This is a genomic window from Chryseobacterium luquanense (genome assembly GCF_026460945.1).
GTDB classification, from domain to species: Bacteria; Bacteroidota; Bacteroidia; order Flavobacteriales; family Weeksellaceae; genus Chryseobacterium; species Chryseobacterium luquanense.
Genome location: NZ_JAOVZV010000010.1, coordinates 236003 through 261283, shown reverse-complemented (window position 1 = coordinate 261283; position 25281 = coordinate 236003). Strand labels below are relative to the sequence as shown.

24 protein-coding genes and 5 tRNA genes are annotated in these 25281 nt (G+C 34.2%); 6 read left to right on the top strand and 23 right to left on the bottom strand.

What is annotated here, in order from left to right; all coding sequences use genetic code 11:
* The first annotated feature begins 20 nt into the window (after positions 1–20).
* From OEA66_RS11465 to OEA66_RS11445, 5 genes are all read left to right on the top strand, one after another.
* Positions 21–3152: a DUF6923 family protein gene (locus tag OEA66_RS11465; protein WP_267281493.1), complete on the top strand. Its 3132-nt coding sequence runs from the start codon at positions 21–23 to the stop codon at positions 3150–3152.
* A gap of 19 nt (positions 3153–3171) precedes the next feature.
* Entirely contained in the window at positions 3172–3687 is a 516-nt protein-coding gene (locus OEA66_RS11460; RefSeq protein WP_267281492.1) for a phage tail-like protein, read from the top strand.
* A gap of 174 nt (positions 3688–3861) precedes the next feature.
* The gene (locus tag OEA66_RS11455) at positions 3862–4248 is read left to right on the top strand and encodes an HU family DNA-binding protein (RefSeq protein ID WP_267281491.1); all 387 of its coding nucleotides are present in this window, start codon (positions 3862–3864) and stop codon (positions 4246–4248) included.
* Positions 4249–4609: 361 nt separating this feature from the next.
* On the top strand, positions 4610–5050 hold the full coding sequence (locus OEA66_RS11450) for a transposase (protein WP_267281490.1): 441 nt from the start codon (positions 4610–4612) through the stop codon (positions 5048–5050).
* 11 nt (positions 5051–5061) lie between these two features.
* A complete protein-coding gene (locus OEA66_RS11445) occupies positions 5062–5379 on the top strand; it encodes a helix-turn-helix domain-containing protein (protein WP_267281489.1) in 318 nt (105 codons plus the stop codon).
* A 630-nt stretch (positions 5380–6009) separates the two neighbouring features.
* Here the strand turns inward: OEA66_RS11445 and OEA66_RS11440 are convergent.
* The 7 genes from OEA66_RS11440 to OEA66_RS11410 all read right to left on the bottom strand — a co-directional run bounded on the left by OEA66_RS11440 (position 6010) and on the right by OEA66_RS11410 (position 10061).
* The gene (locus OEA66_RS11440; protein ID WP_267281488.1) at positions 6010–6558 is read right to left on the bottom strand and encodes a DUF3575 domain-containing protein; all 549 of its coding nucleotides are present in this window, start codon (positions 6556–6558) and stop codon (positions 6010–6012) included.
* A gap of 255 nt (positions 6559–6813) precedes the next feature.
* A tRNA-Asp gene (locus OEA66_RS11435) sits at positions 6814–6887 on the bottom strand.
* Between the two features lie 37 nt (positions 6888–6924).
* Positions 6925–6998, bottom strand: a tRNA-Asp gene (locus tag OEA66_RS11430).
* 37 nt (positions 6999–7035) lie between these two features.
* A tRNA-Asp gene (locus tag OEA66_RS11425) sits at positions 7036–7109 on the bottom strand.
* 37 nt (positions 7110–7146) lie between these two features.
* Positions 7147–7220: transfer RNA gene (locus OEA66_RS11420), tRNA-Asp, on the bottom strand.
* A 200-nt stretch (positions 7221–7420) separates the two neighbouring features.
* Positions 7421–8437, bottom strand: coding sequence for a bestrophin family protein (locus tag OEA66_RS11415; protein WP_267281487.1), 1017 nt, complete (start codon positions 8435–8437; stop codon positions 7421–7423).
* A 13-nt stretch (positions 8438–8450) separates the two neighbouring features.
* On the bottom strand, positions 8451–10061 hold the full coding sequence (locus OEA66_RS11410; protein ID WP_267281486.1) for a Na+/H+ antiporter: 1611 nt from the start codon (positions 10059–10061) through the stop codon (positions 8451–8453).
* A gap of 273 nt (positions 10062–10334) precedes the next feature.
* On the opposite strand from OEA66_RS11410, the gene OEA66_RS11405 reads away from it, so the two are divergent.
* Complete coding sequence (locus OEA66_RS11405; protein WP_267281485.1) at positions 10335–10679, top strand: hypothetical protein; 345 nt, start codon at positions 10335–10337, stop codon at positions 10677–10679.
* Between the two features lie 678 nt (positions 10680–11357).
* On the opposite strand, the gene OEA66_RS11400 is transcribed toward OEA66_RS11405, so the two are convergent.
* The 16 genes from OEA66_RS11400 to OEA66_RS11325 all read right to left on the bottom strand — a co-directional run bounded on the left by OEA66_RS11400 (position 11358) and on the right by OEA66_RS11325 (position 25266).
* Positions 11358–11431: transfer RNA gene (locus OEA66_RS11400), tRNA-Asp, on the bottom strand.
* Positions 11432–11559: 128 nt separating this feature from the next.
* Positions 11560–11877 (bottom strand): thioredoxin, encoded by a 318-nt coding sequence (gene trxA / locus OEA66_RS11395; protein ID WP_034682284.1) that lies wholly within the window; start codon positions 11875–11877, stop codon positions 11560–11562.
* 71 nt (positions 11878–11948) lie between these two features.
* Positions 11949–13124, bottom strand: a complete 1176-nt coding sequence (locus OEA66_RS11390; protein WP_267281484.1) for a cysteine desulfurase family protein — start codon at positions 13122–13124, stop codon at positions 11949–11951.
* 3 nt (positions 13125–13127) lie between these two features.
* Positions 13128–13511 carry a hypothetical protein gene (locus OEA66_RS11385; RefSeq protein ID WP_267281483.1) on the bottom strand — a complete coding sequence of 128 codons (384 nt, stop codon included), beginning with the start codon at positions 13509–13511 and terminating at the stop codon, positions 13128–13130.
* Between the two features lie 99 nt (positions 13512–13610).
* The gene (locus OEA66_RS11380; protein WP_267281482.1) at positions 13611–14198 is read right to left on the bottom strand and encodes an HAD family hydrolase; all 588 of its coding nucleotides are present in this window, start codon (positions 14196–14198) and stop codon (positions 13611–13613) included.
* A gap of 108 nt (positions 14199–14306) precedes the next feature.
* Positions 14307–15032, bottom strand: a complete 726-nt coding sequence (locus OEA66_RS11375; RefSeq protein ID WP_267281481.1) for an SDR family NAD(P)-dependent oxidoreductase — start codon at positions 15030–15032, stop codon at positions 14307–14309.
* Positions 15033–16349 (bottom strand): FAD-binding oxidoreductase, encoded by a 1317-nt coding sequence (locus tag OEA66_RS11370; RefSeq protein ID WP_267281480.1) that lies wholly within the window; start codon positions 16347–16349, stop codon positions 15033–15035.
* A 3-nt stretch (positions 16350–16352) separates the two neighbouring features.
* On the bottom strand, positions 16353–17264 hold the full coding sequence (locus OEA66_RS11365; protein ID WP_267281479.1) for a decaprenyl-phosphate phosphoribosyltransferase: 912 nt from the start codon (positions 17262–17264) through the stop codon (positions 16353–16355).
* A 112-nt stretch (positions 17265–17376) separates the two neighbouring features.
* A complete protein-coding gene (locus tag OEA66_RS11360; protein ID WP_267281478.1) occupies positions 17377–18066 on the bottom strand; it encodes a YiaD family glycine zipper/OmpA-like lipoprotein in 690 nt (229 codons plus the stop codon).
* A gap of 20 nt (positions 18067–18086) precedes the next feature.
* Positions 18087–18584 (bottom strand): lipocalin family protein, encoded by a 498-nt coding sequence (locus tag OEA66_RS11355; protein WP_267281477.1) that lies wholly within the window; start codon positions 18582–18584, stop codon positions 18087–18089.
* Positions 18585–18709: 125 nt separating this feature from the next.
* Positions 18710–20395, bottom strand: a complete 1686-nt coding sequence (locus OEA66_RS11350) for a S8 family serine peptidase (protein ID WP_267281476.1) — start codon at positions 20393–20395, stop codon at positions 18710–18712.
* A 71-nt stretch (positions 20396–20466) separates the two neighbouring features.
* Positions 20467–21081 carry a WbqC family protein gene (locus OEA66_RS11345; RefSeq protein WP_267281475.1) on the bottom strand — a complete coding sequence of 205 codons (615 nt, stop codon included), beginning with the start codon at positions 21079–21081 and terminating at the stop codon, positions 20467–20469.
* A 65-nt stretch (positions 21082–21146) separates the two neighbouring features.
* Positions 21147–22805 (bottom strand): signal peptidase I, encoded by a 1659-nt coding sequence (lepB, locus tag OEA66_RS11340; RefSeq protein ID WP_267281474.1) that lies wholly within the window; start codon positions 22803–22805, stop codon positions 21147–21149.
* 112 nt (positions 22806–22917) lie between these two features.
* Positions 22918–23619 carry a 4-hydroxy-tetrahydrodipicolinate reductase gene (gene dapB, locus OEA66_RS11335; RefSeq protein WP_267281473.1) on the bottom strand — a complete coding sequence of 234 codons (702 nt, stop codon included), beginning with the start codon at positions 23617–23619 and terminating at the stop codon, positions 22918–22920.
* Between the two features lie 117 nt (positions 23620–23736).
* The gene (locus OEA66_RS11330) at positions 23737–24375 is read right to left on the bottom strand and encodes a DUF5683 domain-containing protein (RefSeq protein WP_267281472.1); all 639 of its coding nucleotides are present in this window, start codon (positions 24373–24375) and stop codon (positions 23737–23739) included.
* Positions 24376–25266: a ParB/RepB/Spo0J family partition protein gene (locus tag OEA66_RS11325; protein ID WP_267281471.1), complete on the bottom strand. Its 891-nt coding sequence runs from the start codon at positions 25264–25266 to the stop codon at positions 24376–24378.
* Positions 25267–25281: the final 15 nt, after the last annotated feature.

Below are 25281 nucleotides of genomic sequence, written 5' to 3'. Positions count from 1 at the left end.
ACACATTAAAATTGAAAACGATGAAACGTAAAAATATTATATTTTTAAAAGTACTGCCCATACTTTTATTGATCCTTACAACATGGATAAATACTGCAAAAGCACAGGGTGTAGATGCTGTATTCTTCTTAGATAACTCCAGCTCTATTGATGATACAGAATGGACAGACATGTCTAATTCTACAAAAAACCTTATCGATCAAGTATTAAACTGTAATCCGGCTAATAGAGTATCGGTAGTACACTATTCGCATATTGCTGACGGCTTTCCAAACCAAAGGGAATCACGACTTTATATTGAATCTGCTTTCACTCCAGATGCAGTATCAGCAAAGAATTTTATCAGAAGAGGTGGGGTAGCTGCTTCTCCAATGGGAGGTAATACCAATACACATCAGGCGGCGGGAGTTTTAAAAGATATTTTGAGCAATATTATTAACCCTAAAGTATTAAGTCCTACAAAAACGTTAACTCAGAATTCTACAAATAAGTTAGTGGTGTTTTTATTTACTGATGGACTGTCATCAGATCAAATAAGAAAAACTATTTGGGAGGGCACTGGAGGTAATTTTGATAATTATAATGTTTTAAAAACATCTAAAAATGCTACTTTCGTAGTTTTGCAGGCCCCTCCAAATACTGTGGCCGCAGACTATACAGCAGCTTTAAAAACATCAGCAGCGATTGCATCTGTAGGAGGATCTTATACAGGAGCATTGGATGCAAACCTAGGTGATCCACAAGGTAGTGGAGTTAAACCTAGAAAAATAATAGGCAGTCCAACTTTCGATATTTCTACGCTTGATATCAGTACAATTGCTCAAGGTATTTGTCAATCTTGTGCACCAGTAGTAGAAATTTCAGCAGTAACACCACCTGCACAAGGTGTCTGTCTTAATGGAACGGCTCAACCTTTGGTTTCAACTGCTACAGGAACAGGTACACTTACATATCAATGGTATAGCAATACAGTAAATAGCACAACTGGAGGTACACTTATTGCCGGAGCAACATCAGCTTCTTACAACCCGCCAACATCAGCAGCAGGAACAAGATATTATTATGTAGTCGTATCCGATTCTTACTGTGAAGGTAAAACTACGTCACCAATTGTTTCAGTAACTGTTAGCAGCTTATCTGCTACTCTGGTTCCTAATATTAATAATACAACCGCTTATTCCAATTCAACAGGACTTTATACCATACAATGCGGAAGTGCGACTGCAAATTTATCTACATTAACTGCATCGAATACACCTATAGGTAGTATAATTACATGGCATACAGACCCAATTGCTACTGCGGCAAACAGAGTGACCCCTGTTACTGCAGTGTCGGGAACCACAAAATTATACGCTGCATTCTACAATTCAACAGGTCCCTGTTATTCTTCAACTAAGATGGTGACCATTGTAGCACCCATCTGTGCAGTAGATGATGATTATACTTCTACACCAATTATTGCAGGTGTTGGAGGCACACTCCCTTCTATTTTTGGTAATGATACGTATAGCGGAACAATAATTTCGACAATGCCTGCCAATTCGGTAGACTTCTTTTATGAAATGTGGACTACTGCAAATGCTACCGTAGACGGAAACGGGAATTTAATCATTCCCGCAACTACACCTCCAGGAACTTACACATATTACTATAAAATCTGTGACAAAGATCCTGATGTTGTATCGCAAACGAGTTGTGCTATTGCTGAAGTGAAATTTACGGTAGTAGCTGCATTTGGATGTAATAACAATATGTACCTTTCTCAGTCTGTACCGGGAAGTACAACGCTTTACACAATAGGAACTTCTACCAATCCTTTTACATATCCAACTGTGGGAACAGAAGCAGTTTCTTACAATGCTATGGGGCTGAATCCTCTTGATGGTAGAATTTACGCTATTCAGGCTGGAACAACCAATTTATTGTCAATCAATACTGACGGCTCAACTACCAATCTAGGCTCGGTTACCGGCTTAGCGGCAGGAACATACTTTGGCGGTGAAATAGACGATGCAGGTAATTATTATGTTATAGCTAATTTAACAGGTGGGGTCAGTACCATGTACAGAATCAATCTGACGACAAAAGTAGCTACAGCAATCTCATTAAAATATGCAAATAATTCAGTTGCTACACTATACCTTCCTGATATGTCATACAGTATCACTACAGGACTTTTATATGGTGTCCACGGACCTACAGGCCAACTTGTTTCAATCAGTTCAACAGGCATTGTTACAAGAATTGGGACAGCACCTGGAGTAAGTCAAAACTTCGGAGCGATGTATACATCTAGCACGGGCGAGGTTTTTGGGGTAAGAAATGACGGAGGTTTCTATCAGTTCAATCTTACAACAGGCGAAAGAGTACTTATCTCAGGAGCTTCTCCAAGCAGCGGAAACGATGGGGCACATTGTGTTACAATGCCTATTACCTTTACTGCAGATCTTCAGATAACCAAAACAGACAATACAGTAACGTACACTCCAGGTAGCACCACCACATATACTGTAACTGTTACCAATAGCGGGCCTTATGGTGTATTAAATGCTGTTGTTTCAGATCCTGTTCCTGCAGGCATTCCGGCAGCAAATGTAAGTTACACTGCAATTGCTTCATCGGGTTCTACAACTACAGTTTCGGGAACTCAGACAGGAGCAATCAATGACTTTGTAGGTTTGCCAGTTAACGGCTCTGTTACCTATACCATTGTTGTAAATATTCCGATGACCTTCAGTGGTAATCTCGTAAATACAGCTACAGTAAATGCACCTTCAAATATAACGGATACCAACACAGCGAATAACACAGCGACAGACACAGATACGTTTGGAGTATGTTACAAGCCAGCTATTACAACAGGAATAACTCTTGATACCCAACACGGTATTTCTGCTCTCGGAAGAGCAGGCACAGATAATGGCAACTGGCCAATGGTAAGAAAAGGGGCATGGACTGCACTGGAAGCAAAGACGAAAGGTTTTGTAATCAATAGACTTTCTACATCACAGATTGCAAATATCCCTGTTGCAAACCTTATAGAAGGTATGATGGTTTATAATACAAATCTTAACTGCTTACAGATAAATACCACAGGCACAGCTGCCGGATGGACTTGTCTTACTAACCAAGTCTGCCCGTCAAACTAAAACTTTTAATTAATTTATTATGAAAAATATATTCACAATAACATTGGCTCTGGTTTCCTCATTGGCTTTTTCTCAAATTGCTATCGGAAAATCAAGTGTAAGCAACACATCGGTTTCATTGGAATTTGGTAATGCTAATAAAGGAATCATTTTACCTTGGGTAACTTCGCAGGGAGCCGTAACAGGAGCTGTAAACGGAACCATTATTTATGACACTGCAGATAAAAAAGTAAAATACCTAAAAGGAGGAAGTTGGTTTGATCTCAGTATAAATAATACCGGAGTAGTAGATACTACTATTCAGGACACTCTTCAGGAAAGTACTTCTGCCAAAGCTGCAATAGGTAGCGATGGTGCTGCTGATAATACCCCGGGAATATTGGTTCTTACAGATACAGACAAAGCGATGGTGCTTCCCAAAGTGGCAAGCCCGCATCTGAATATTATTAATCCCGCAGCCGGAATGATGGTATATGATACTTTTAACCATTTGGTTGCAGTGTATAATGGAACAGTTTGGTCTTTTTGGAGATAATAACTTGTGATTTGTGTTTTTACAGAATGCGGAAACAATTCTGCTTCCGCTTCTGTATTTCAAAATCAGCATTTACAAAAACATTTATACTTTATTCATATTAACAGTTGGTGCATAGCAGGCGGAAAGTAATTTCCGCTTCTGTTACCAGCGATTAAAAAACAAAAATTAATTATGCCGATCAAATACAATTTAATTGAAAGAGCGGAACCCGGCGTAAGCGGAGGCGGAACAAAAAAATGGTATGCCGTAGCCGTCAATGATGGAGAGCTGAGCGTAGATGATCTTTCTAAACAAATTGAAAAATTCTCAGCCTTATCTGAAGCAGATATCAGAGGTGTAATCATTGCCCTTGAAAACGTGATTACAGATAGCATTGCCAACGGAAAAATCATCAGAATGGATAAACTGGGAAGCTTTTACCCCAGCCTGAGCAGCAGTGGTGCCGCCACTAAAGATGAGTTTAACACAAGCTTCATCAAAGGTGCTCATGTAAACTACCGCCCCGGAAAACGCATCGACGATACATTAAAAACAGTAACATTTAAAAAAGCAGATTAACAACAAAAATGATGCGCATGACTCCCTCAACTCTTGCGCATCATTTACCAAACTCTTGCGCATCTTTTCCCAAACTCCTGCGCAAGAGTTTACAAAAACGTCCTCAAATCTTTTTATTATAAAAAGATAGATTCTAGAAACAACAAATGAAAATTAACGCCCGAAAGGGCAAATGATGAAAATGATCTTTACAGAAAGCGGGGTTTACACAAGCCCCCGCATCTGTAAATTTAAAATTCCCTCTTAATGGTTTACCCTCAGAAAAACATTATCACCCAATCACCTTTATTACAGAAAAATATTTTATCAGACATAGTTTCTGAGAAATAATTTATCATAAATAATTTTAATACAATATGTGATGAACTTCAAACAAATTCATATAGGAAGCTTAATACAACAAAGAGTTAAAGAATGTGAGCTAGACTTTCCCCGTATTTGTAATTTTTTTAAGTGTAATGAAAATGATATTCGCAAGATGTATAATAGTGAACACTTGGATACTAAAATACTTTTAAGCTGGAGTAAACTACTAGAGTATGATTTTTTCAGGATTTACAGTCAACATTTAATATTATTCTCAGCTCAACAAAAAGATACAAAACATAAAGCCGGTACATTACAAACAACTCTACCGTCATTCAGAAAAAATGTTTACACCAAAGAAATTATTGATTTTATTTTAAACGCTCTCAACTCAGGTAAAATGACAACGACAGAAATAATCGAGACTTATAAAATACCAAAAACTACCCTTTATAAATGGATTAGTAAATACAATACTCCAACTCAACAAAAATAGATTTTGAAACCATGAAACCTAATTATAAGAAAATATTCGAAGATATTATTTTGGAGAAATGCCCGGAAAGACAATCAGAATTAAGTTATTATTTAAGTAAAGACAGCTTTTCAATTCTGGAGGTTATTGATCTAAATAAAAAGATTTTTGGATCGGCTGATAAAGAAACACTAGATTTCAATCAACGACATAAATCTTACGATAGCGAAACTATTTTAAAAATATTAGCTTATCAGGAAAATCACAAGTTGAGTAATCTTCAGCTTGCCAATCATTTTAAATTAAGCAGGAATACAGTGAGTAAATGGAGAAGATTGAACATAAAGTAATTATATTATTTTTCTCACAAGTTAAGAGTTAACAATCCCTTTCTGCATTTAAAAGTTCTTAGCTATTCTACAAATGAAAACAGAATCTTCAATGAAGATTCTGTTTTTCTATTAATAATGTGAATGATGGTGTCTACCTTAATTCCTATTCATTCAAAGTGTTTTCTAAAATTGTAGAGAACAGGGTTCATTTCCCTAGATAATTTGAACCCTGATATTCTACAAGAAAACTGAATGATGAAAATTTATTTATATAATGATTTGGTGTCTTGTTTAACTGTGTCAAATATATAATCACAAAATTTCATCAGCAAGTTTTTGTGGGAACCATTTATAAATAATGACGTAAAAATTTGCAAAATGCATCGGAATAACTAAACCTCAAAAACTTAATTATCAAAGCATTACAACCAATAAAACAAATCATCATTAATAAAAAAAATTAATTCAGTAAAATAGATTTATATCCTAAAAAAAGCTAATTATAGAACAAAAATCATCATATTGTGTCTTAGAAATTGACAATTGTAGAAGAAAATAAAGGCTAATTTTAAAAAAACATAGTTAATATTTTTATTAAATAATATTTATGATCAACCGTAAATACTGCTTTTCATTAATTTCATTTCATTATTTAAATCGATATCCTACACTCAATCCAAGTTTTATAACTTGATTATGATCTGTTTTATCTGCATTAAACATCAATTTTCCATACGCAATATTGGCTTCGAAAACAATTCCTTTCTTCGTCATCAATTTCCAACCGAGACCGGCGCCTAATGCAAGATCATAAATATCTTTACCTTCTGTGAAAGTCAACTTATCCGTTGCATCATATATTTTTTTTCCATCTATGGAAGTGAGCATTCCAAATCCTTCGACAAAAATTCCGGAAGCATATTTTTTTCCAAAGTAATATCTGTAATAGGGGGAAATATAGTAATTCATATCATCATTTTTAGAAAGCTCATATACCATAAATGCAGAAATCCCCAATGATGAATTTTTGTTTAAAAACCTTTCATAACCTACTTCAAAGGCACCCAATAAAGGAGTAATCAGATTCAGTTTAATTTCATTATTTACCTCAGAGGTTTCAGCATTCGTTTCATTGGTTTGAGCATTAAAAAAAGAAAATGACAATAGAGTCATTAAAAAAAGGCTTATTTTATTCATTTTAAAGTGATTAAATTTCGGCAAACATATCGAAATTTTGATTTTTAATCTTCTTAAAGCCTGTTAAATAAAACATAAATTTAATTTATGTTGGAAAAAGGTAGAGTAAGCTAAAGTTTGAATTATACAACAATTTGTACAGAATATGAAACGATCTTATTCTGCTTTCCATTGATCTAAAAAATGAAAATTTTAGATGAAAGAGAAATAAAACTATATATAAAAAAAATCCTGTCTCGTAATGAAACAGGATTGCGATCCGGACGGGACTCGAACCCGCGACCTCCGCCGTGACAGGGCGGCATTCTAACCAGCTGACCTACCGGATCAATTTTCTTTTAAAGTTAAAATTGTAAAATCTTTTTGCGATCCGGACGGGACTCGAACCCGCGACCTCCGCCGTGACAGGGCGGCATTCTAACCAGCTGAACTACCGGATCAATTTTCTTTTAAAGTTAAAATTGTAAAAACTTTTTGCGATCCGGACGGGACTCGAACCCGCGACCTCCGCCGTGACAGGGCGGCAGTCTAACCAGCTGACCTACCGGATCAATTTTCTTTTAAAGTTAAAATTGTTAAAACTTTTTGCGATCCGGACGGGACTCGTCCCCGCGACCTCCGCCGTGACAGGGCGGCATTCTAACCAGCTGAACTACCGGATCTTTTCCCACAATTTCCAGAAGTATTACCCTCTTTTATTGTGGTTGCAAATATATAGCTTTTTTCATTACCTGCAAACTTTATGTAGGAAATTTATTCAAATTAAATATAAATTACAGATTATCAATTGTATTTATTTAAATAAACATCTTAAGTTTTGATTAACAATTATGAGTTTAGTCTAAAACTCAAAACTTACACATTACATTAAAATATTATTGACAGGCTGCAATGCAGGTGGAAGATCGGTTTCACCAATCATTTCCCGAAGATCAATCTCAATATTTCTGGTAATTTGGGTAATCGGAACATCATTCGGATTCCCTTCAAAAGGATTTTCTGTACTTTCACCAATTTGCTCCAAAACAAGGAAAACCCAGCCCAATAAAACACTAAATGGAATAGCAAGCCAAATAATATTCTCCCCAAACTTCTCAACCATCTTTGAAAATTCTCCTAAAAAGCCTAAAGGCAACAAGAAGCACAACATATTGGTAAAATACAAATTGATACTCGTAAACTGTCTCGGATAAGGGAAATTCTTGATTCTTTCGCATTTCCCTTGTTGGTCGTACAAATCTTTCAGTTGATTTTCTAGAGCTACGTAATTATAATCTGAAATCAAACCCTCCTCATTAAATTTTCTCAAATGTTCAGATTGAGTCGCCAAAATCTGTGTCGCTCGGTTTTTAGTTGATAAAATATAATTAAACTCCTTTTCAGACAGAAAATGTTTAAGCTCATCAGAGATGCTACTCTCCCACTCTGGAACTTTGTAATACTGCAAATATTCTCTATAATAGCTTCTGGTTTTAACGTTTTCCCAGCTTTTTATTTCTCTCAATTGAAATCTCATTGCAGTTAACCATGCAAAATGACGGTAAATAATTTCTTTGTGAAGCTTAGATTCTTCAGTTTTGTCATTTGTTCTTACAAAATCTTTCACCATTATTCCAAAAGCACGACTGCTGTTGATAATGGCTCCATAAATTTGTCTGGCTTCCCAAGTTCGATTATAAGTTTGTGTATTTTTAAATCCAGAAATGAAAGCAGTTGCTGTACCCAATAAAGCGACTGGAACCCACGGAATAGCAAGCCAAGTCCATCCTAAAAAACAGAAAAGAAGTGTAGGAATTATACTTAAAATCAACATTTTGTAGATTTTAGTGCGTGTCCAAGGAATGAAATGTTTTAATTTATAATGAGAATTTGTATTCATAGTTTAGCTGAAATTAATGTCCTGCTCCGGTAATTTTCAATTCATTTAAATCTAATTGCAATTCAGCTTTACGAATTTCTTCGTCTGAAAAAAGTTTTTCTTTTCTCATTCTGAACAATTCTTTCCGTTGAATCGAATAAATATCCAATAATACGTGATGGTATTTTTCAATTTCCTGATGCTCTGTTTCATCACATTCTAAGGATTCAAGACGTTTATTAGCCAAATTAATATCAGATTCCAAATTAGATTTATAGAAAGTAATTAACTCATTATCATTTATATCAGATGAATATTTGTCATTAACTAACTGTAGTGCCGTATTATCTAAAATTAATTGAATTCCTGTCTGTTGCTCTTCTTCAGGAACCAAATTATCAATTTCTTTAAGTTTAATTAATTTAATGATAAAAGGTAAAGTCAATCCCTGAAAAACCAACGTAATGAAAATCACAACAAAAGTTATAAAAATAATGAGGTTACGCTCCGGAAAAACAGTTCCTTTATCATCTAAATAAAGTGGGATAGAAAGTGCCGTCGCCAAAGAAACAACTCCTCTCATTCCTGCCCAACTGATTACCAAAGGCCCCTTCCAACCCGGAGAGGGGTCTTGTCGGGCTTTTGAGCTAAACCATCTCGGAATATGTGCTGAAGGGAAAACCCATAAAAATCTCAGTAAAATAACAATTAAGCTCACAATTGCTCCATATTTTATGCCCTGCCAAACAGAATATTTTCCTAAAGCTGCAACAATTTCAGGAAGTTCTAATCCGATTAATACGAAAACAAGAGCATTCATCACGAAAATCATCGTCGTCCATACTCCAAGCATATTTAATCTTGTACTTCCCGTTTGGAAAATCTCATGAGAGCGCCAAGAAATAAACAATCCGCCTGTAACGACTGCCATTACTCCCGAAAAATGAAACTGTTCTGCTGCAAGAAATAAAATATAGGGAGTCATTACCGTTAAAGCCGCATCAATTGCCGGAGTTGTCGGTAAAAATCGATGAATAAAATACATAATATGTGCTCCTACAAGACCAACTACGATTCCCATTCCTGCAACTAGGAAAAACTGTCCGGTAGCTTCCTGCATTGAGAAAGTACCTGTGATTACGGCTAATAAAGCAAATTTAAATACGATTAATGAAGATGCATCGTTAACCAAACTCTCTCCTTCCAAAATAGTCATTAATCTTTTCGGAACACCCATTCCCTTCAGGACAGTCGCTGCTGCCACTGCATCTGGCGGAGAAACGATTCCACCTAAAAGAAATCCTAAAGCAATGGTAAATCCTGGAATAAATGATGAAGTAAAATAGGCCACAATTGTCGACGTGAAAAATACCAAACCAAATGCTAATAAAGCGATTGGGCGTTTCCATTTCCAAAAATCTGTCCATGAAGTATACCAAGCTGCTTCATATAACAATGGTGGTAAAAATATTAGAAATATTATTTCAGGATCTAAGCTCATGTGAGGAACACCAGGAACAAAACTGATTCCCAAACCTGCAATCACGAGAAAAATGGGATAAGCGATTTTGATTCGCTGAGCCAACATAACCAATAAAAAAATGGAAAATAAAAGCCCTAAAATAAGGAGTAAAGAATGATGCATGTATTTTTTTTCTATTTGTGAAAACTTCGAACGAATATATTATTTAAAATATTAATTTTCAAATATGTTCTTATTTTTTTACCCATAATTTTTATTAATTAAAATTAAATAATGTGGTATCCTTTTAAAAACTCACAGACAGGGATGTAGCTGTTGTAAAATAATTTGCTTTCAAGTCTTCATTTGTATTTGAGATGAATAGCATCTTTATTATTAAGATTTCTGCATTCGTCAAAACAAATAGTAAAACTTTTCGAATCATCAATCATATCATTGAATTACAGTGTAACTCTGAAGAATGGTTCGAAATTTCGTTTTTCTCTTTTCGTTGCACCAGTATCTTTAAGCGAACAGCGAGGCAATGTATCCTTAGTAGCTCAAGTATTGGGGATTTGCAAAGAATTAGTCATTTGGAGAAAGCTTCACAAAGAAGATAAGCTTACGAAGGAAAAGCAAATTTCCTCCGATCCTATATGGGAAGAGTTACTTGGACTTCGAAAAGAACTTGAAGAAACAAAGCTAGAACGTGACATCTTAAAAAAGGAAGTAGGCATCTTCTCCACTAGAGACGGGTATTCGGATCTCATTTTGATGAGAAAAGATAGTTCAGACCTGTAACTTCGTTGGTTCGAAGCATATTTTAATTGATTTGATGCTAAGAAGACTTGTGCTGCAGTTTATTATCCTTGGAGATTGAGTGGCCAACACCACATTGCGAATTTTACAAAAGATGAATTCCGCTCCAATCTGGCCGATAAAAATTTGTAAAGCAGTTCTGACCGGTATAATGGGTAGTTGGGGAGATTTTAAACAGAATGTAACAGTACAAGTATTATCATCGAGGAGATAGCGAGCCTATACCAAGTTATTTGGAGTACTATGTTGCCATTTTCCCAGTGTTCTGGCAAATGATTGACATTACCACTGTTTGACAAGTCTATTTTCCCTGCCTTGAAACATATAACCGGAGAAGATTTACTTACGGAAGATTTTCCTGCCAGCATCACAAAAGATCAAGTTGCTTTTTGGGGATTTAAAACAATCTTTTTCGGAATGTTTAACAATATAAATTGTTAATATTTGTTATTAAAACATCAAGAAATTTGAATTCAATCCAAGCTAACCAATTGGTTATTTGCCACTTAAAGGAATTATAAAAAAGCAGTTCGAGAACTGTCTCAAAAAACTCAAAATTTTATTTTGTACTTATCGAAACCGCCTGTAAGCTAATATAGCTTTGTTTATCAAATAGTTACAAACGAAAAAAGTCGCCAATTGGCGACTTTTTTATTCAGGCGATCCGGACGGGACTCGAACCCGCGACCTCCGCCGTGACAGGGCGGCATTCTAACCAGCTGAACTACCGGATCTTTTACAATTCAAGAATTATCTTCTGTTATTGTGGTTGCAAAAATACAACTTTTTACTAATTTTGCAAATCTTTCGAGACAAAAAATGCTTCCCAAAACGGAAAGCATTCATTATCAAAGTGATTTTTTTATAAGTGTGCGCTTAATTTCTCAGCGATTACCTCTTTTGGAGTTACACCAACCAATTTATCTACTACTTCACCATTCTTGAAAATAAGAACTGTAGGGATATTTCTGATTCCATATTGCATAGAAATCTCCTGATTGTTATCTACATCTACTTTTCCTACTACAGCTTTTCCTTCAAAATCTGTTGCAACTTCTTCGATGATTGGTCCTAAAGTTCTACAAGGTCCGCACCATACTGCCCAAAAGTCTACCAATACTGGTTTGTCTGATTTTAAAACCGTTTCCTGAAACGAGCTATCTGTAATTTCTAAAGCCATTTTTTTATCTTTTAATTATTAATATTCTTATTGTTTTCCTAATTCAAAATTACCACTTTAAAATGAAAAGCCTATCTATGCTCAACATTTGTATTTTCTATAACGAAGTCTTTAGAGATTTCTTTTAAAGCATCCACAAAAGCATCAATCTCATTTTTAGTCGTTTTGTGACTGAATGATACTCTTAAAGGTGTCCCGTTATCCATTTCATCTTCAGATAAAACCATCATCATTACCATAGATGGTTTTGAAGCTCCTGATGAACATGCACTTCCTTGCGAAACTGCAATTCCTTTCATATCCAACTGCAATCCGATTAAAGGGTTTTTGTATGGAAGCAAAAGACTTACAACCGTATATAAACTGTTATCAGCTTCGGAACTTCTCCCGTTAAATTTAACTTCTGGAATTTCTGCAGCCACTCTATCAATCGTATATTGTTTAATGTCCTGCATATGGTGAGTATAAGCTTCCATATTATTTAATGAAAGCTCTAAAGCTTTACCTAAACCTGCAATACCAGCAACATTTTCAGTTCCGGCTCTCAAACTTCTTTCTTGAGGACCTCCTGTAATAATTCCTTTCAATCCGCTTGATTTTCTAATAAATGCAAAACCAATTCCTTTCGGACCGTGAAATTTATGAGCACTGCAAGAAGCAAAATCTACAGGAATATCTGAAAAATCAAGATTCATGTGCGCCATTGTCTGAACGGTATCAGAATGGAAAAGTGCATTGTTTTCTTTACAAATCTGTGCAATTTTTTTAATGTCAACTATATTTCCAATCTCGTTATTAGCATGCATTAAGCTTACTAAAGTTTTTTTATCGGAACCTTTAAGTAATTCTTCTAATTTATTTAAATCAATATCTCCTTTTTCGTTGGGACGAATGTAAGCAACTTCAACACCTTTTCTGTTTTTCATATCCAAAATACTCTCAGAAACACATTTGTGCTCCATCGGTGAACTAATGATTCTTTCAACGCCAAGATGCTCAACGCTGGATTTAATAATCATGTTGTTGGATTCTGTACCGCAAGATGTGAAAATAATCTCAGCCGGAGTTACATGTAGATAATCTGCAACCTGCCTTCTTACATTTTCTATCAAAATCTTAGCTTCTTGTCCGAAACTGTGAGTTGAAGAAGGGTTTCCGAAATTCATTTTCATTGTATCGACCATTGCGTCAATTACTTCTTCTAAAAGCGGTGTTGTAGCAGCGTTATCTAAATATATTTTATTCATTTTTTATTTTGTCGGATTTAATTGTACTGAAGTGAATTTGTAACTGGAAGGAACTGAAAAAACAAACCAAGGATTTGAAAGTACCTGAATCTCCATTCCGCCCGACTCATACATCGGAACTTCTACATACAATACATTATCTTTTACAGAAATGCTTTTAATTTCCTTTACTTTATGATCTCCTGAATTGAATCTTCCTAAATTGTATAAAATGACTTTCTTATCATTCGGAAAAGCAGGAATATCCATCACAGGCTCCATACCGGATGAAGCAAAATTTTCTGTGATTTCCTTTTTTAACTGTTCTTGATCTTTTATTATTTTAAAACCTGCTTTCTCGGTTCCGCCATTTGACTCAGACGCGAGAATTTCACTTTTATTCTGCATATCATTAGATTTTTGTGCAGTTGTGCTTGTGCAACTCATGATAATTGCAAAACACAAAATCAGCAGTTTATTCATATTATTTTTATTAATCCCTCAAAATTAATGAAAAAATTGGTAATGACCTTCATTTGCCCATTTCAGCATCGGCTTATCACCCGAAGTATCACCGAATGCTATGATTTTATCGTACTTATCGTCTGAAATTTCTTTTTTAATACGCTCTAATTTCTCTTTTCCGTTGCAGTTTTTACCAATAAAGTTGCCTGTAAAAACCCCATTTTTGAACTCAGCTTTAGTAGAAACCAAATTCATTTGTAATTTTTCGGCAAAAGGTTTGGTCCAAATATCAAGAGAAGCTGTCACCATTAAACTCTGTGTATTTTCTCTGTCGATGTTTTTTATAAAATCTAAAGCGTTTTCTCTAACAATTTTAGGATAATTTTCTTCAAAAAACTGTTTAGATTTTTCTTCAATTTTAGACTGTAACTGACCTTTTAAAACAGATCCAATAAAGCTTTTTTTGACTTTTTCAGTTTCTGCTAATTTTAATTTTAAAAGAATAAAAAGAGGAATATGTTTCAAAAACTGCACCCGAAATTTTGAAGGATTGTAAAATTTAAGATACAAAAACATTGTGTCTTTGTAAGTGATAGTTCCATCAAAATCAAAACAATACAATTTTTTCATTCTAATTTTTAATTTTTATTTTAACGCAAAGTTCGCAAAGTTATTTTTAAAACTATTATGCTTTTAAGTTCGCAAAGGCGTTTCACTCAGCAATGAACACAACAGTTTTTAAAGCTTTAATTTTTTAAATATAAACTCAGGAATATTTCTAATAACTAACATAATAACGCCCCAAATCGGTAAAACGTATGCAACATTCTTTTGTTTTTTAAATGCTTTATAAATACATTCTGCAGCCTGTTTTGGAGTTGCTGTCAGTTTCGGATTTAATGGTAAACCTTCTGTCATTTTTGTAGCCATAAAACCTGGTTTTACGGTTAAAACATGAACTTTCTTATCAAATAAATAATTTCGTAGCCCGCTTAAATAGGCGGTAAAAGCTGCTTTTGCACTTCCGTAAATAAAATTACTCTGTCTTCCACGATCTCCTGCAACCGATGAAAGCCCGATAATTGTTCCTGATCTTTTGCCTTCAAATTTCTGAGCAAAATAATTGATAACAGGAACTAGTTTTGCGTAATTGATATCAATAATTCGTTCTGTATTTTTATTATCATACAAACCTTCTTCAGTACCGTCTCCCAAATAACCTGTTGCACAAAACAACAGATTTGAATTGATGTAATCGAAATTAAAATAATTAATTTCTTTTGTCAAATCAAGTTCTATAATTTCAGATTGCTGAAGAAATTTTACGTCAATATGCTGTGCAAAACGTTCTGTTGCCTCTCTGTTTGATGTAAAAAGATAAATTCTTTCATATTGTTCGCCTTCCTGTAAAGCTTTTTCCACAAAAGCCTGCGCAACTTCAGATGTACTTCCGAGAACTATCATTTACTTATTATTTAAGATTCTTTTGTGCTGTAATGACACAAATTTTGAACTTTCTACATTTTTCAGGTAATCCGTCAACGAAGATTTGCTCATACTGTCTTTCGTAAGATAAACTCTTCCTCCAAAATCCTGCACAATTTGATCTAATTGTGAAACTAACTTTTTCAATTTTGAATTTACTTTAAAATCGAGCGCCAAAGTATAACCTTCAACAGGAAAAGAGTTGTAAGCTTCCGGATTATCTTTACCGAAAAGTTTTAAAACTGCGAGGAAAGAACCGTTTCCACTGTTTGCGATGGTTTCAAGGATTTTTTTCATTCCTTCTTTGCCATTTTCTTTCGGAATCACCATTTGATATTGTATAAAACCTGATTTTCCATAGATTCTATTCCATTCATTAATGGCATCAAGCGGATAAAAATAAGTTTCGTAATCGATGATATTCTTAAGCTCTTTTTTAGCTTGTTTTTTATAATATAAAAAATTAAAAATCTTTACAGTCAATGCATTTAAAACAAATCCAGGAAAATAAAAAGGAACTGTCGGGGAAAATTTCTTTTTTAATCGTAAAGGATTTTTAGAAAATTTCTGTGGAAGCTCGTGTGAAAAAGCGTGTTCACCTCGCATCAGAATACTTCGTCCGATATTTTTTCCTTTTTGAAGACAATCAATCCATGCAACAGTATAAGTCCAGCTTTCACTTTCTTCAAACAGTCGGAATATTTCGTCTAAATTTTCAGCTTTAATACTTTCCTGACGAATATATGCGGTTTCAATATTTTTTAGCTTAAATCTTGCCGAAAGAATAATTCCTGTTAAACCCATTCCGCCAATTGTTGCGAAGAACTTTTCGGAATTTTCTTCTCTTGAGCACGTTATAATTTCACCATTTTCTGTCATTAATTTAAAATCAATAACGTATTCTGAAAAACAACCTTCAGAATGATGGTTTTTTCCATGAACATCGGATGCAATTGCACCACCGACGGAAATAAATTTAGTTCCCGGTGTGACGTATAAAAAATATCCCTGCTGAACTGAAATTTCTAAAACTTCCGACAAAAGAACTCCGGATTCGCATTCAATAATTCCGTTTAATCGGTCGAAACTGATGAATTTATTTAATTTTTTAGTCGAAAAAATACTTTCACCTAAAGAAGCATCACCATAACATCTTCCGTTTCCTCTTGCAATAACTTCATTATGGTTCTGTACAAATTCTTTGATTTTCCTGTAGCTGTCTTCCGACTTCATTTCTTTTTCCACAATAGGAAAATTGCCCCAGTTTGTAACTTTTTGCGTGAAATTTGGCTTCATTATTTACAGTAAATTAAATTGATGAATACTTTCTTTAAAGTAAATTAAAATTAAAAACGAAACTACCCACAAAACCAACGTAATCTGAATATAACGATCTCTGTATAAAATCTTTGTTGGAGATTCCGTTCTGTTGTACACCAATGTCTGTTGCAAATACCTTAAAAATGCAAATACTACAAAAACTACTGTGTAAAATATACTTGAGTGCGATTTAAGCTGAACTTCCGGAGAAAGTGTAAACATCAAGTAACAAAGAATTGCCAATGTGATGGAAATTGAAAGTGCAATATCTGCAAACTGTACATTGTAACCGTCTAAAGATTTTCTTGTTTTACCAGAAATTTGTGCATTGATTAATTCTCCTCTACGTTTTCCTATGGCTAAAACCAATGCTAAAACGAAAGTAAGCAAAGTTGCCCATTGCGAAATAAAAATCCCTGTAATATAACCTCCGGCTTGAACCCGAAGAACGAAACCTATTGCAATAATGAAAATATCAATAATGGGAACATGCTTTAATTTAAATGTATAAGCCAAATTCATTAGAAAATAAATCACAATGATTGAGACAAATTTCCAAATTGGAGTATTTAAATAAAACTGAGCAAACAGAGTTAGCAATATATTGACAATTACCAATCCGATTAAAACTCCAATCGCAGTAGATTTTGAAATAGCGCCGCTTGCTAATGGGCGTCGTCTTTTTTCAGGATGTTTTCTATCAGCTTCAATGTCATTATAATCGTTTAGAATATAAACAACGCCCGCTGCCAAAGAAAATATAACAAATGCGAAAATACTTTTAGTAAGTAAATCTAAATTTTTAATATTACCGGAGAAAAAGAGAGGAACGAAAACAAAAAGATTCTTAACCCATTGTTCTACACGAAGCAGTTTTAAATATTTCTTCATTTATGTGGTTTCGATTGCAAAAATAGTGATTTTCAAACAATAAAATCAGATATAAAAATACAAAAAAACCGCTAAAAGCGGTTTTTTGAAATAATATTTATATGTTAAATGATTATTGACCCTGTTGAGCATCATTAATCATTTTTTCGTTTGCTGTAATTGCAAACTCTACTCTTCTGTTTTTAGCTCTACCCGCATCGGTATCATTTGTCGCAACCGGCATAGATTCTCCTTCTCCTAAAGCGAACAATCTGCTTGAAGCAATTCCTTTAGAAACTAAGTAAGATTTTACAGAATTTGCTCTTCTTTCAGATAATTTTTGATTATAATCATCTGCACCTTTGCTATCTGTATGACCATAAACGTTGATATTTGTATCTGGATTATCAACCAGTACTTTAGTTAATTTATCAAGATTAGTTTTTGCTAATGCAGTAAGATCTGACGAATCAAATGCGAAAGTAACAATACTTTCATTCATTGTGATTTTAATACCATCACCTACTCTTTCAACTTCTGCTCCCGGTAAAGTTTCTTTGATATCTTTTGCCTGTTTATCCATTTTATTACCGATTACGTTACCTGCAACACCACCGATAATTCCACCTAAAACAGCTCCTAATGCAGCATTCTTACCTTTCCCCACATTGTTTCCTAACACACCACCAATTACAGCCCCTGAAGCAACTCCTACCGCAGTACCTCTCTGTTGGTGATTTGAATTTTGCACTGCTTCACAACTTGTTAATAATAAAGCTGATGATAAAAAGAATGCGCTAATATATGTTTTATTAAATTTCATCTTAAAATATTTATAGTTAATTATCTAGTGTAATCCATTCCTGTTCTTTCGAAGTTGTAAACCACTTTTATAGAATTTCCATCAAATGGTACATTTTGTTCTAAAGAAAACTGATCAGTATCGGAATTAATTACGTTTAAAGTATATCCTGCTGTATTTTGTTTAGCTTTTGTACCATCTGCAATTTTTTTGAAAGTAAAAGTATCACCTTTTATATCAACTTTAATTGCCTGAATTAATTTAGGACAAGAACCACCTCCGTTTAATGTATAAGATCCTGAGTAATTATTAGGAATAAATCTCCAGTGACTTCCGACGAAACATTGTGCATCTGCGCCTTCGTCAAAAGGTTTGATTTTGTATTGCTTATCATAATTGATGCTTACGATTTGCCAGTCACCTTTCATTTTTAGAAATTCTGACCTTACAGCTTGTGCGTCTTTTGCTTTATTAACTGTGGAACAAGACACTGCAAAAAGTGAGGTTCCCACTATACCTGCAAGTAGTAGCTTTTTCATATTGTAGTTTTATTATTTTAACATTAAAGATACCACAAAAAACCGTGCCAAATTTTATTTATTTCAAAAAAATAAAGCCTGAAAAACTCAGGCTTTAAGGTTTATACTGATAATCTATCTGATTACTATTTCTTTACAGATCTCTTTGCCGGTCTTGATTTTTTTACAGTTTTTGTTTTTTTTGTATTTGATTTTCCGTCATAGAAATTTGCATACGCATATTCTGCAGCTTTTTTCACATCAATTACACCTCCTGCCTGAGATTTTTCACCAAACTCATTTGAAGAACTCAAATTACTTGTTTTCACTAGAGATTCAATAATCTGAGCAGGTTTTAAATTCGGCATATAAGCTAATAAAACTGCTGCTGCTCCCGCTGCAACTGGTGATGCCATAGAAGTTCCCTGAAGATATTCATATTTACCTTTTGTAACAGTAGAATAAATTTGATCTCCAGGAGCAAAAACATTTACCATTTTCTTATTGTAATTTGAGAAATCAGCTCTTAATGCATCATTTTTGTTGGTACTTGCTCCAACAACCATAACGTTATTTACAAATGGAGCTTCGTCTGTAATATTTTTAAAATTTGTTGGATAAGCTAAATGCTCTGCAACATCTTCATTTTCATTTCCGGCAGCTTTCACCAAAAGAACTCCTTTATCTTCAGCATATTTAAATGCATCCCAAACTACATTTTTCCCTGGAGAGACAGGTTTTCCAAAGCTCATATTTAAAACTTTCGCTCCGTTATCTACTGCGTATCTTATTGCATTTGCAACATCTTTATCTCTCTCATCACCGTTTGGAACCGTTCTTACCGTCATGATTTTTGCCACTTTTGAAGCAACACCATATTGTATTTCGCTACCTTGAGGTGATCCTGCAATAATTCCCGAAACGTGAGTTCCGTGAGTTGCATCCGGACCTTCATAATGATTATTTCCATAGATTTTTTCTGAATAATCATCATAGTGATCACCTACAATTTCCGCTCTCGGATCATAATTAATATCATATTGCTTTGCCATTGGACCGAAATGATCTAAAGCTTCTTTCATTTCTTCTTTAAGCTTTGATTCTACTTCAGTCGCTGGTTTTCCTGCATATTCAGGATTATTCAAAATAATTGATAAAATTTCAAGTGCAGCAGCTTCTTGCTGAGTAGAAGGCTTTTTATTTTTTACTGTTTCAGCTGTTAACGGTTTTCCTCCCAAAATCTTTACCATCTCAGGAATCGATTCGTTAATCATTGAATAACGTTGGAAACTTTGTCTTGCATCAACACTTTTCTTTGTAAAAAGTTCCTTCGACTTCATATACATCTCAAATTCCTCCTTCATTTTTGCCTGATTTGCTTTGTTTTGAGTAGAATTAGAACCTTCGAAAACAGGTTTGTATTTAGCGACAACTCGAGTTACTTCCATATTGTCGATGTCGATATCGCCATTTTTACCACCAATAAAATTCCAGCCGTGAACGTCGTCGACATAACCGTTTCCGTCATCGTCTTTACCGTTATTCGGAACTTCATTAGGATTTGACCACATATTTTTAACTAATCCGGGATGATCAACCTGAACACCACTGTCTAAAACACCTACAACTACAGTTTTAGGTTTTAAACCTTTTGATTCTAAAAATTTATAAGCATTTTCTGTATTTACACCATACACTTTTGAAGTCGCAAAATCTTTATGATACCAAGTCATTAAATCTTTATCTTCTTTCGACTCAGTTTTTGGCGTCTCTTGAGCTGAAGAATAAGTAAAACCTGCTAAAAAAACTGCTGCTAACAATACCTTTTTCATATGTCCATTTTATTTATAAATGCTTTTTTATCAACCTGTTTCGTAAACTATTTTCTCACGATGAGTTAATATTATTTACATTTAATATTTTTAATATAAGTAAGAGATTCCGGACCTTTGTTACAAATAAGATCAATAATCGATAAATCTTCCAAGAAACCAAACTTGTCTGAGAAGGTTTGATAATATTCTTCCAACTCGTATTCTAAAGGCTTTTTTGGTGAAAATTTATCTCTGAAATTTACTTCTTCCGGATTTTTAAAATATTCTTTATTCAAAGAGTATGCCTTTTCTGTTTTTAAAATATTTTGAACGACTTCTATACTTTTCAAATTGAAATCCAGCAGAAATTTTTCTTTCTTTTCAAAAATTTTCTCCAATTTGTCTTCATAGTATTCAAAATATGGCGAACCTTGATATACTGTTTTAATAGATTTCCAGTGAATTTTTTGCCAGTCTTCACGATAAGACATTTCGGTATTTTTAAATTCTCGGTTTCCATTATGAACAATCGGAATAATTAATGAAAGTTTACCATTGGCTCCATAGATATTTGTGCGATTTCTAAAGGTTTGCTTCGGGAAGCTTTCAAACTGTTCGAAAATCACTTCGTTTTCAGTATTCAAAAACTCTGAAAACCATGAAATGGGTGGTAAATAAAATACCGGTAATAATATATTTTGCATAGCCCTTTATAGAAAAATGAAGTACTTTTTCAAATACTTCATTTTATTTATTTTTTTATTATTGATTAAATCTCGTCTTCTTTTTTCTTCTTTCCGAATAATTTTACAAAATATTCCCAGCCAAAGAAAAGAATTAAAATCATTGCTGCAACCCACCAATAAGAAGTTTTGTTGGCTTCTCCTGTGTTTGTAGCTTTAAACATTCTTTCCCAACGAACTTTCATACCAAAAAACCAACCTTTATTGGCTTGATAACTCGAACTATTATCTCTAAATGCACCCTCTAAACTCATCCAAGTGAACATTGGTCTTCCAACAATATTTTCTTCCGGAACGAAACCAAAGAATCTTGCATCCAAAGAAGCATCTCTGTTGTCTCCTACCATCATATAATAATCCTGCTGAATTGTATATTGATTTGTTTCTTTTCCGTTGACGAAAATTTTTCCGTTTTTATTTTCTAATTTATTATTTTCATATTTAGAAATAATCCACTGATATTCTGGTAAAGTTTTCTCATTAAGAGCAACAACATCTCCTTTTTTAGGAATTTTAAGCGGACCATATTGATCTTGATTCCATCCACTATTAATGGGGAAAATAGATTGTGTTGTATCAATTTTAGTTCTTGCTTCGTCTCTGTAAGAAACCGCAGATTCTCCTTTAGGCTGAATATCTTCCTTCATATCAATCACCTGAGGAAGTTTTTTGATTTCTGCAGCCGTTTTATCAGTTAGACCTTGGAAAGCATAAACAAATCCGTTCCCATTTGGAATCTCCTGAACCGGTAAAAATCCAAAAGTATTGTATAAACTTGGAATATCAAGCTGGCTTCCTGTATTAACAATATATCTGTGCTGAACTTCCTGATCTCCTAAAACGGTTTCCGGTTTTCCGTTTACGAAAAGTCTTCCGTTTCTCATTTCAAAAGTATCACCTGCCACAGCAACCAATCTCTTTACATAAGGATCTTTTCTGTCAATTGCAGTGTGTACAGAATCTTGTGGATAATTGAAAACAACAATTTCATTTTTTTGAGGTTTGCTGAATTGGAAAATTCTTTCGTAAGGTAATTTTATTCCGTCAACATAAGATTTAGGATCGTCTTTAGGATTTCCAGGTTTTCCTGTATCCATAATAGTTCCCTGTAAGAAAGGAATTGCAACAGGACGCATTGGTAATCTGTAACCGTAGCTCCATTTGTTTACAAAAAGGAAATCTCCAACCAATAAAGTTCTTTCCATTGATCCGGTAGGAATTCCGAAAGGCTGCGTTACAAAAACGTGAATGATTGTAGCGAAAACTACCGCAAAAGTAATCGATCCCATAAAGGTATCTTTCTTTTTGGCGTTTTTTTCGTCGTCTGTTAAATATAAATCGTTTTCGTCTTCAATCTCAGTATCTTTAGAATAATTGATTGTTGCCATGTAAATGAAAGGCAAAATCACAGTCAGTAACTGATCTTTGAAAAGATTTTTTCCGAATTTTTTCACCAAATACAAATGAAAAACACTCATCATAATAGGACCTACAATCGGTAGATATGATAAAAGCGCCCACCATTTCGGGTGTTTTGTTTCTTTAAGTATAATGAAATAATTGTAGAAAGGTATAAATGCAAATAACGGACTATACCCCAATTTCTTAAACAGCTTCCAAGTGGAAATCCCCATCAATACTGATAAAATGAGAACATAAACTGTGTACGTTAAAAAATAATTCATAAATTTTTGTGCCTAATCTGTAATTATGATTAATGAGCAATGTGTAATAAGTAATAGATTCTTACACAAGTTCTCTATTATTAGTTTGCAATGTAAGGATTTTGTTACAAATTTAGAGTCCTAAAACGTCTTTCATTGTAAAGTTCCCTTTTTTATCTTTAATCCATTCTGCAGCAACTACAGCCCCCAAAGCAAAGCCGTTTCTGTTATATGCAGTATGTTTTATTTCAATTTCGTCGACTTCACTTCTGTAATAAACAGAATGTGTTCCCGGAACTTCATCTTCACGAATGGCAAAAATACCCAACTGTTTTTCCTGAGTTTCTTCTAATTTCCATGCATCGAATTTATCGTTGTTTTTAATAATTCCTTCCGCGAGAGAAATTGCGGTTCCACTTGGCGCATCAAGTTTATGAATGTGATGAATCTCTTCTAACTGGCAAGAATATTCGTTCACATTTTTCATTAAATTGGCTAGTTTTTCGTTTAAGGCAAAAAATAAATTCACGCCTAAACTAAAGTTTGAGCCATATAAAAATGCAGTTTCATTCTGAACTGCAATATTTTCAATTTCGGGTTTTCTTTCAAGCCAGCCTGTTGTTCCGCTGATTACAGGAATTTTATTTTCTAGACATGCTTTAATATTATCAAAAGCTACTTCAGGAAGAGAAAATTCGATCACAACATCTGGATTATTAAGATTTTCAGCAGTCGGAGTTTCTTTTAAACGGGCAACCACTTCATGACCTTTTTTTAAGGCAATTTCATCAATAATCTTCCCCATTCTCCCATATCCAACTAATGCTATTTTCATATGTAGATTTTATTTTTTTTTATTTGTCACATGGAATCCTTTAATTTTCATCGATTTTTACGTCTACAAATCAAGGAGGATTCCATATATAAATAGTTATTTCTCTTAATTATAATTTTAAAATTTTAAACTTAAAGCCAACCCAGTTTTTGGCGGACTTACATTATAATCGTCATAAATTACAGCAGGAGCAAACGTTAAATCCGGATCTTTACGACCTTCGTATAAATGTGCATCTACAACCGCATCTACAATTCCTAAAATGTAAATTAAACCTGTAATCGCAATTGCATAATCACGCTGTCTTTTCATCCTGTCTTGTGCATTTCCCAAAGCTGTTGCATCTAAAGTTGGATTTCGTTTTAGAAAATCATTGGGCGCGCCGTTCAATTTTGCAATGTAATATTCACGGTATTTTTCATACTGGTTTTGATTCCAGACAGCAATACCTGCTCCGGTTCCTACTGCTCCCAAAACAATTGGCACTTTCCAATATTTCTTGTTGTAAACCTGCCCTAAACCCGGTAAAACAGCAGAATACAAACCTGCTTTTGTAGGATTGAGTTTTTTAACCCTTAATTTTGCAGGAGCATTTGCTTTTTCAATTTCCTTTATCACTTCTGCTGAAGCTTGTGGTTTTGCAGCAGGAATACTGTCTGTAGCGTAATGCTCAAGTCTTACAGTATCTCTCGGGTTAGTTTGTGAAAAAGCCAATCCCGATAATAAAAGGAAAAAAGTGAAAAGTAAGTTTTTCATTTATTTAATATGAGATAAAATATATTCCAGCTCATCTTCATTTTTAAAATCTAAAACAATTTTCCCTTTTTTGCCGGTCCCTGTTGTTTTGATTTCAACTTTTACATCAAGAATATCTGCAATAGTTTTCTGTGCTCTTTTATAATTATTTGAAAGCTCAGCTTTTGCTCTTTTTGCAGCAGGAGATTTTGGATTTTTCAAAGCAGTTGCAGCTTGTTCAGACTGACGAACATTTAGTTTTTCTTTGATAATTAAATCAAATAAAATTTGCTGATGTTCTTCATTTTCAAGACTGATGATTGCTCTACCATGTCCTGCAGAAATTTCTCCGCTTCTGATTGCATTCTGAATATCCGGGCTCAACCTCAACAATCTGATGGAATTGGTAATCGTACTTCTGTCTTTCCCGATTCTTTGGCTCAAATTTTCCTGAGTAAGACCGATTTCTTCCAAAAGTCTGTGATATGTTAATGCAATCTCGATGGCATCAAGATCTTCACGCTGAATATTTTCCACAAGAGCCATTTCAAGAAGCTCCTGATCATTTACCAAACGAATATATGCAGGAATTGAAGACAAACCCGCAATTTTACTTGCTCTGAAACGTCTTTCCCCGGAAATAATTTCAAATTTTTCGCCGTCTTTTCTTAATGTAATAGGTTGAATTACACCCAAATTCGTAATCGACTGCGCTAATTCGTTTAATGCTTTTTCGTCAAAATAAGTTCTTGGCTGTGTAGGATTCGGGTAAATATCTTCCATGGAAACCTCCATGATATTTCCAACGAATTTATCTGCTCCTTCATCAGTTGCTGTGTTGACTGTAGCTTTGGATTCTGCACTTAGAATTGCTCCCAAACCACGTCCCATTGCTCTTTTTCTGTCCTTCATTTCTGTGTAAATGAT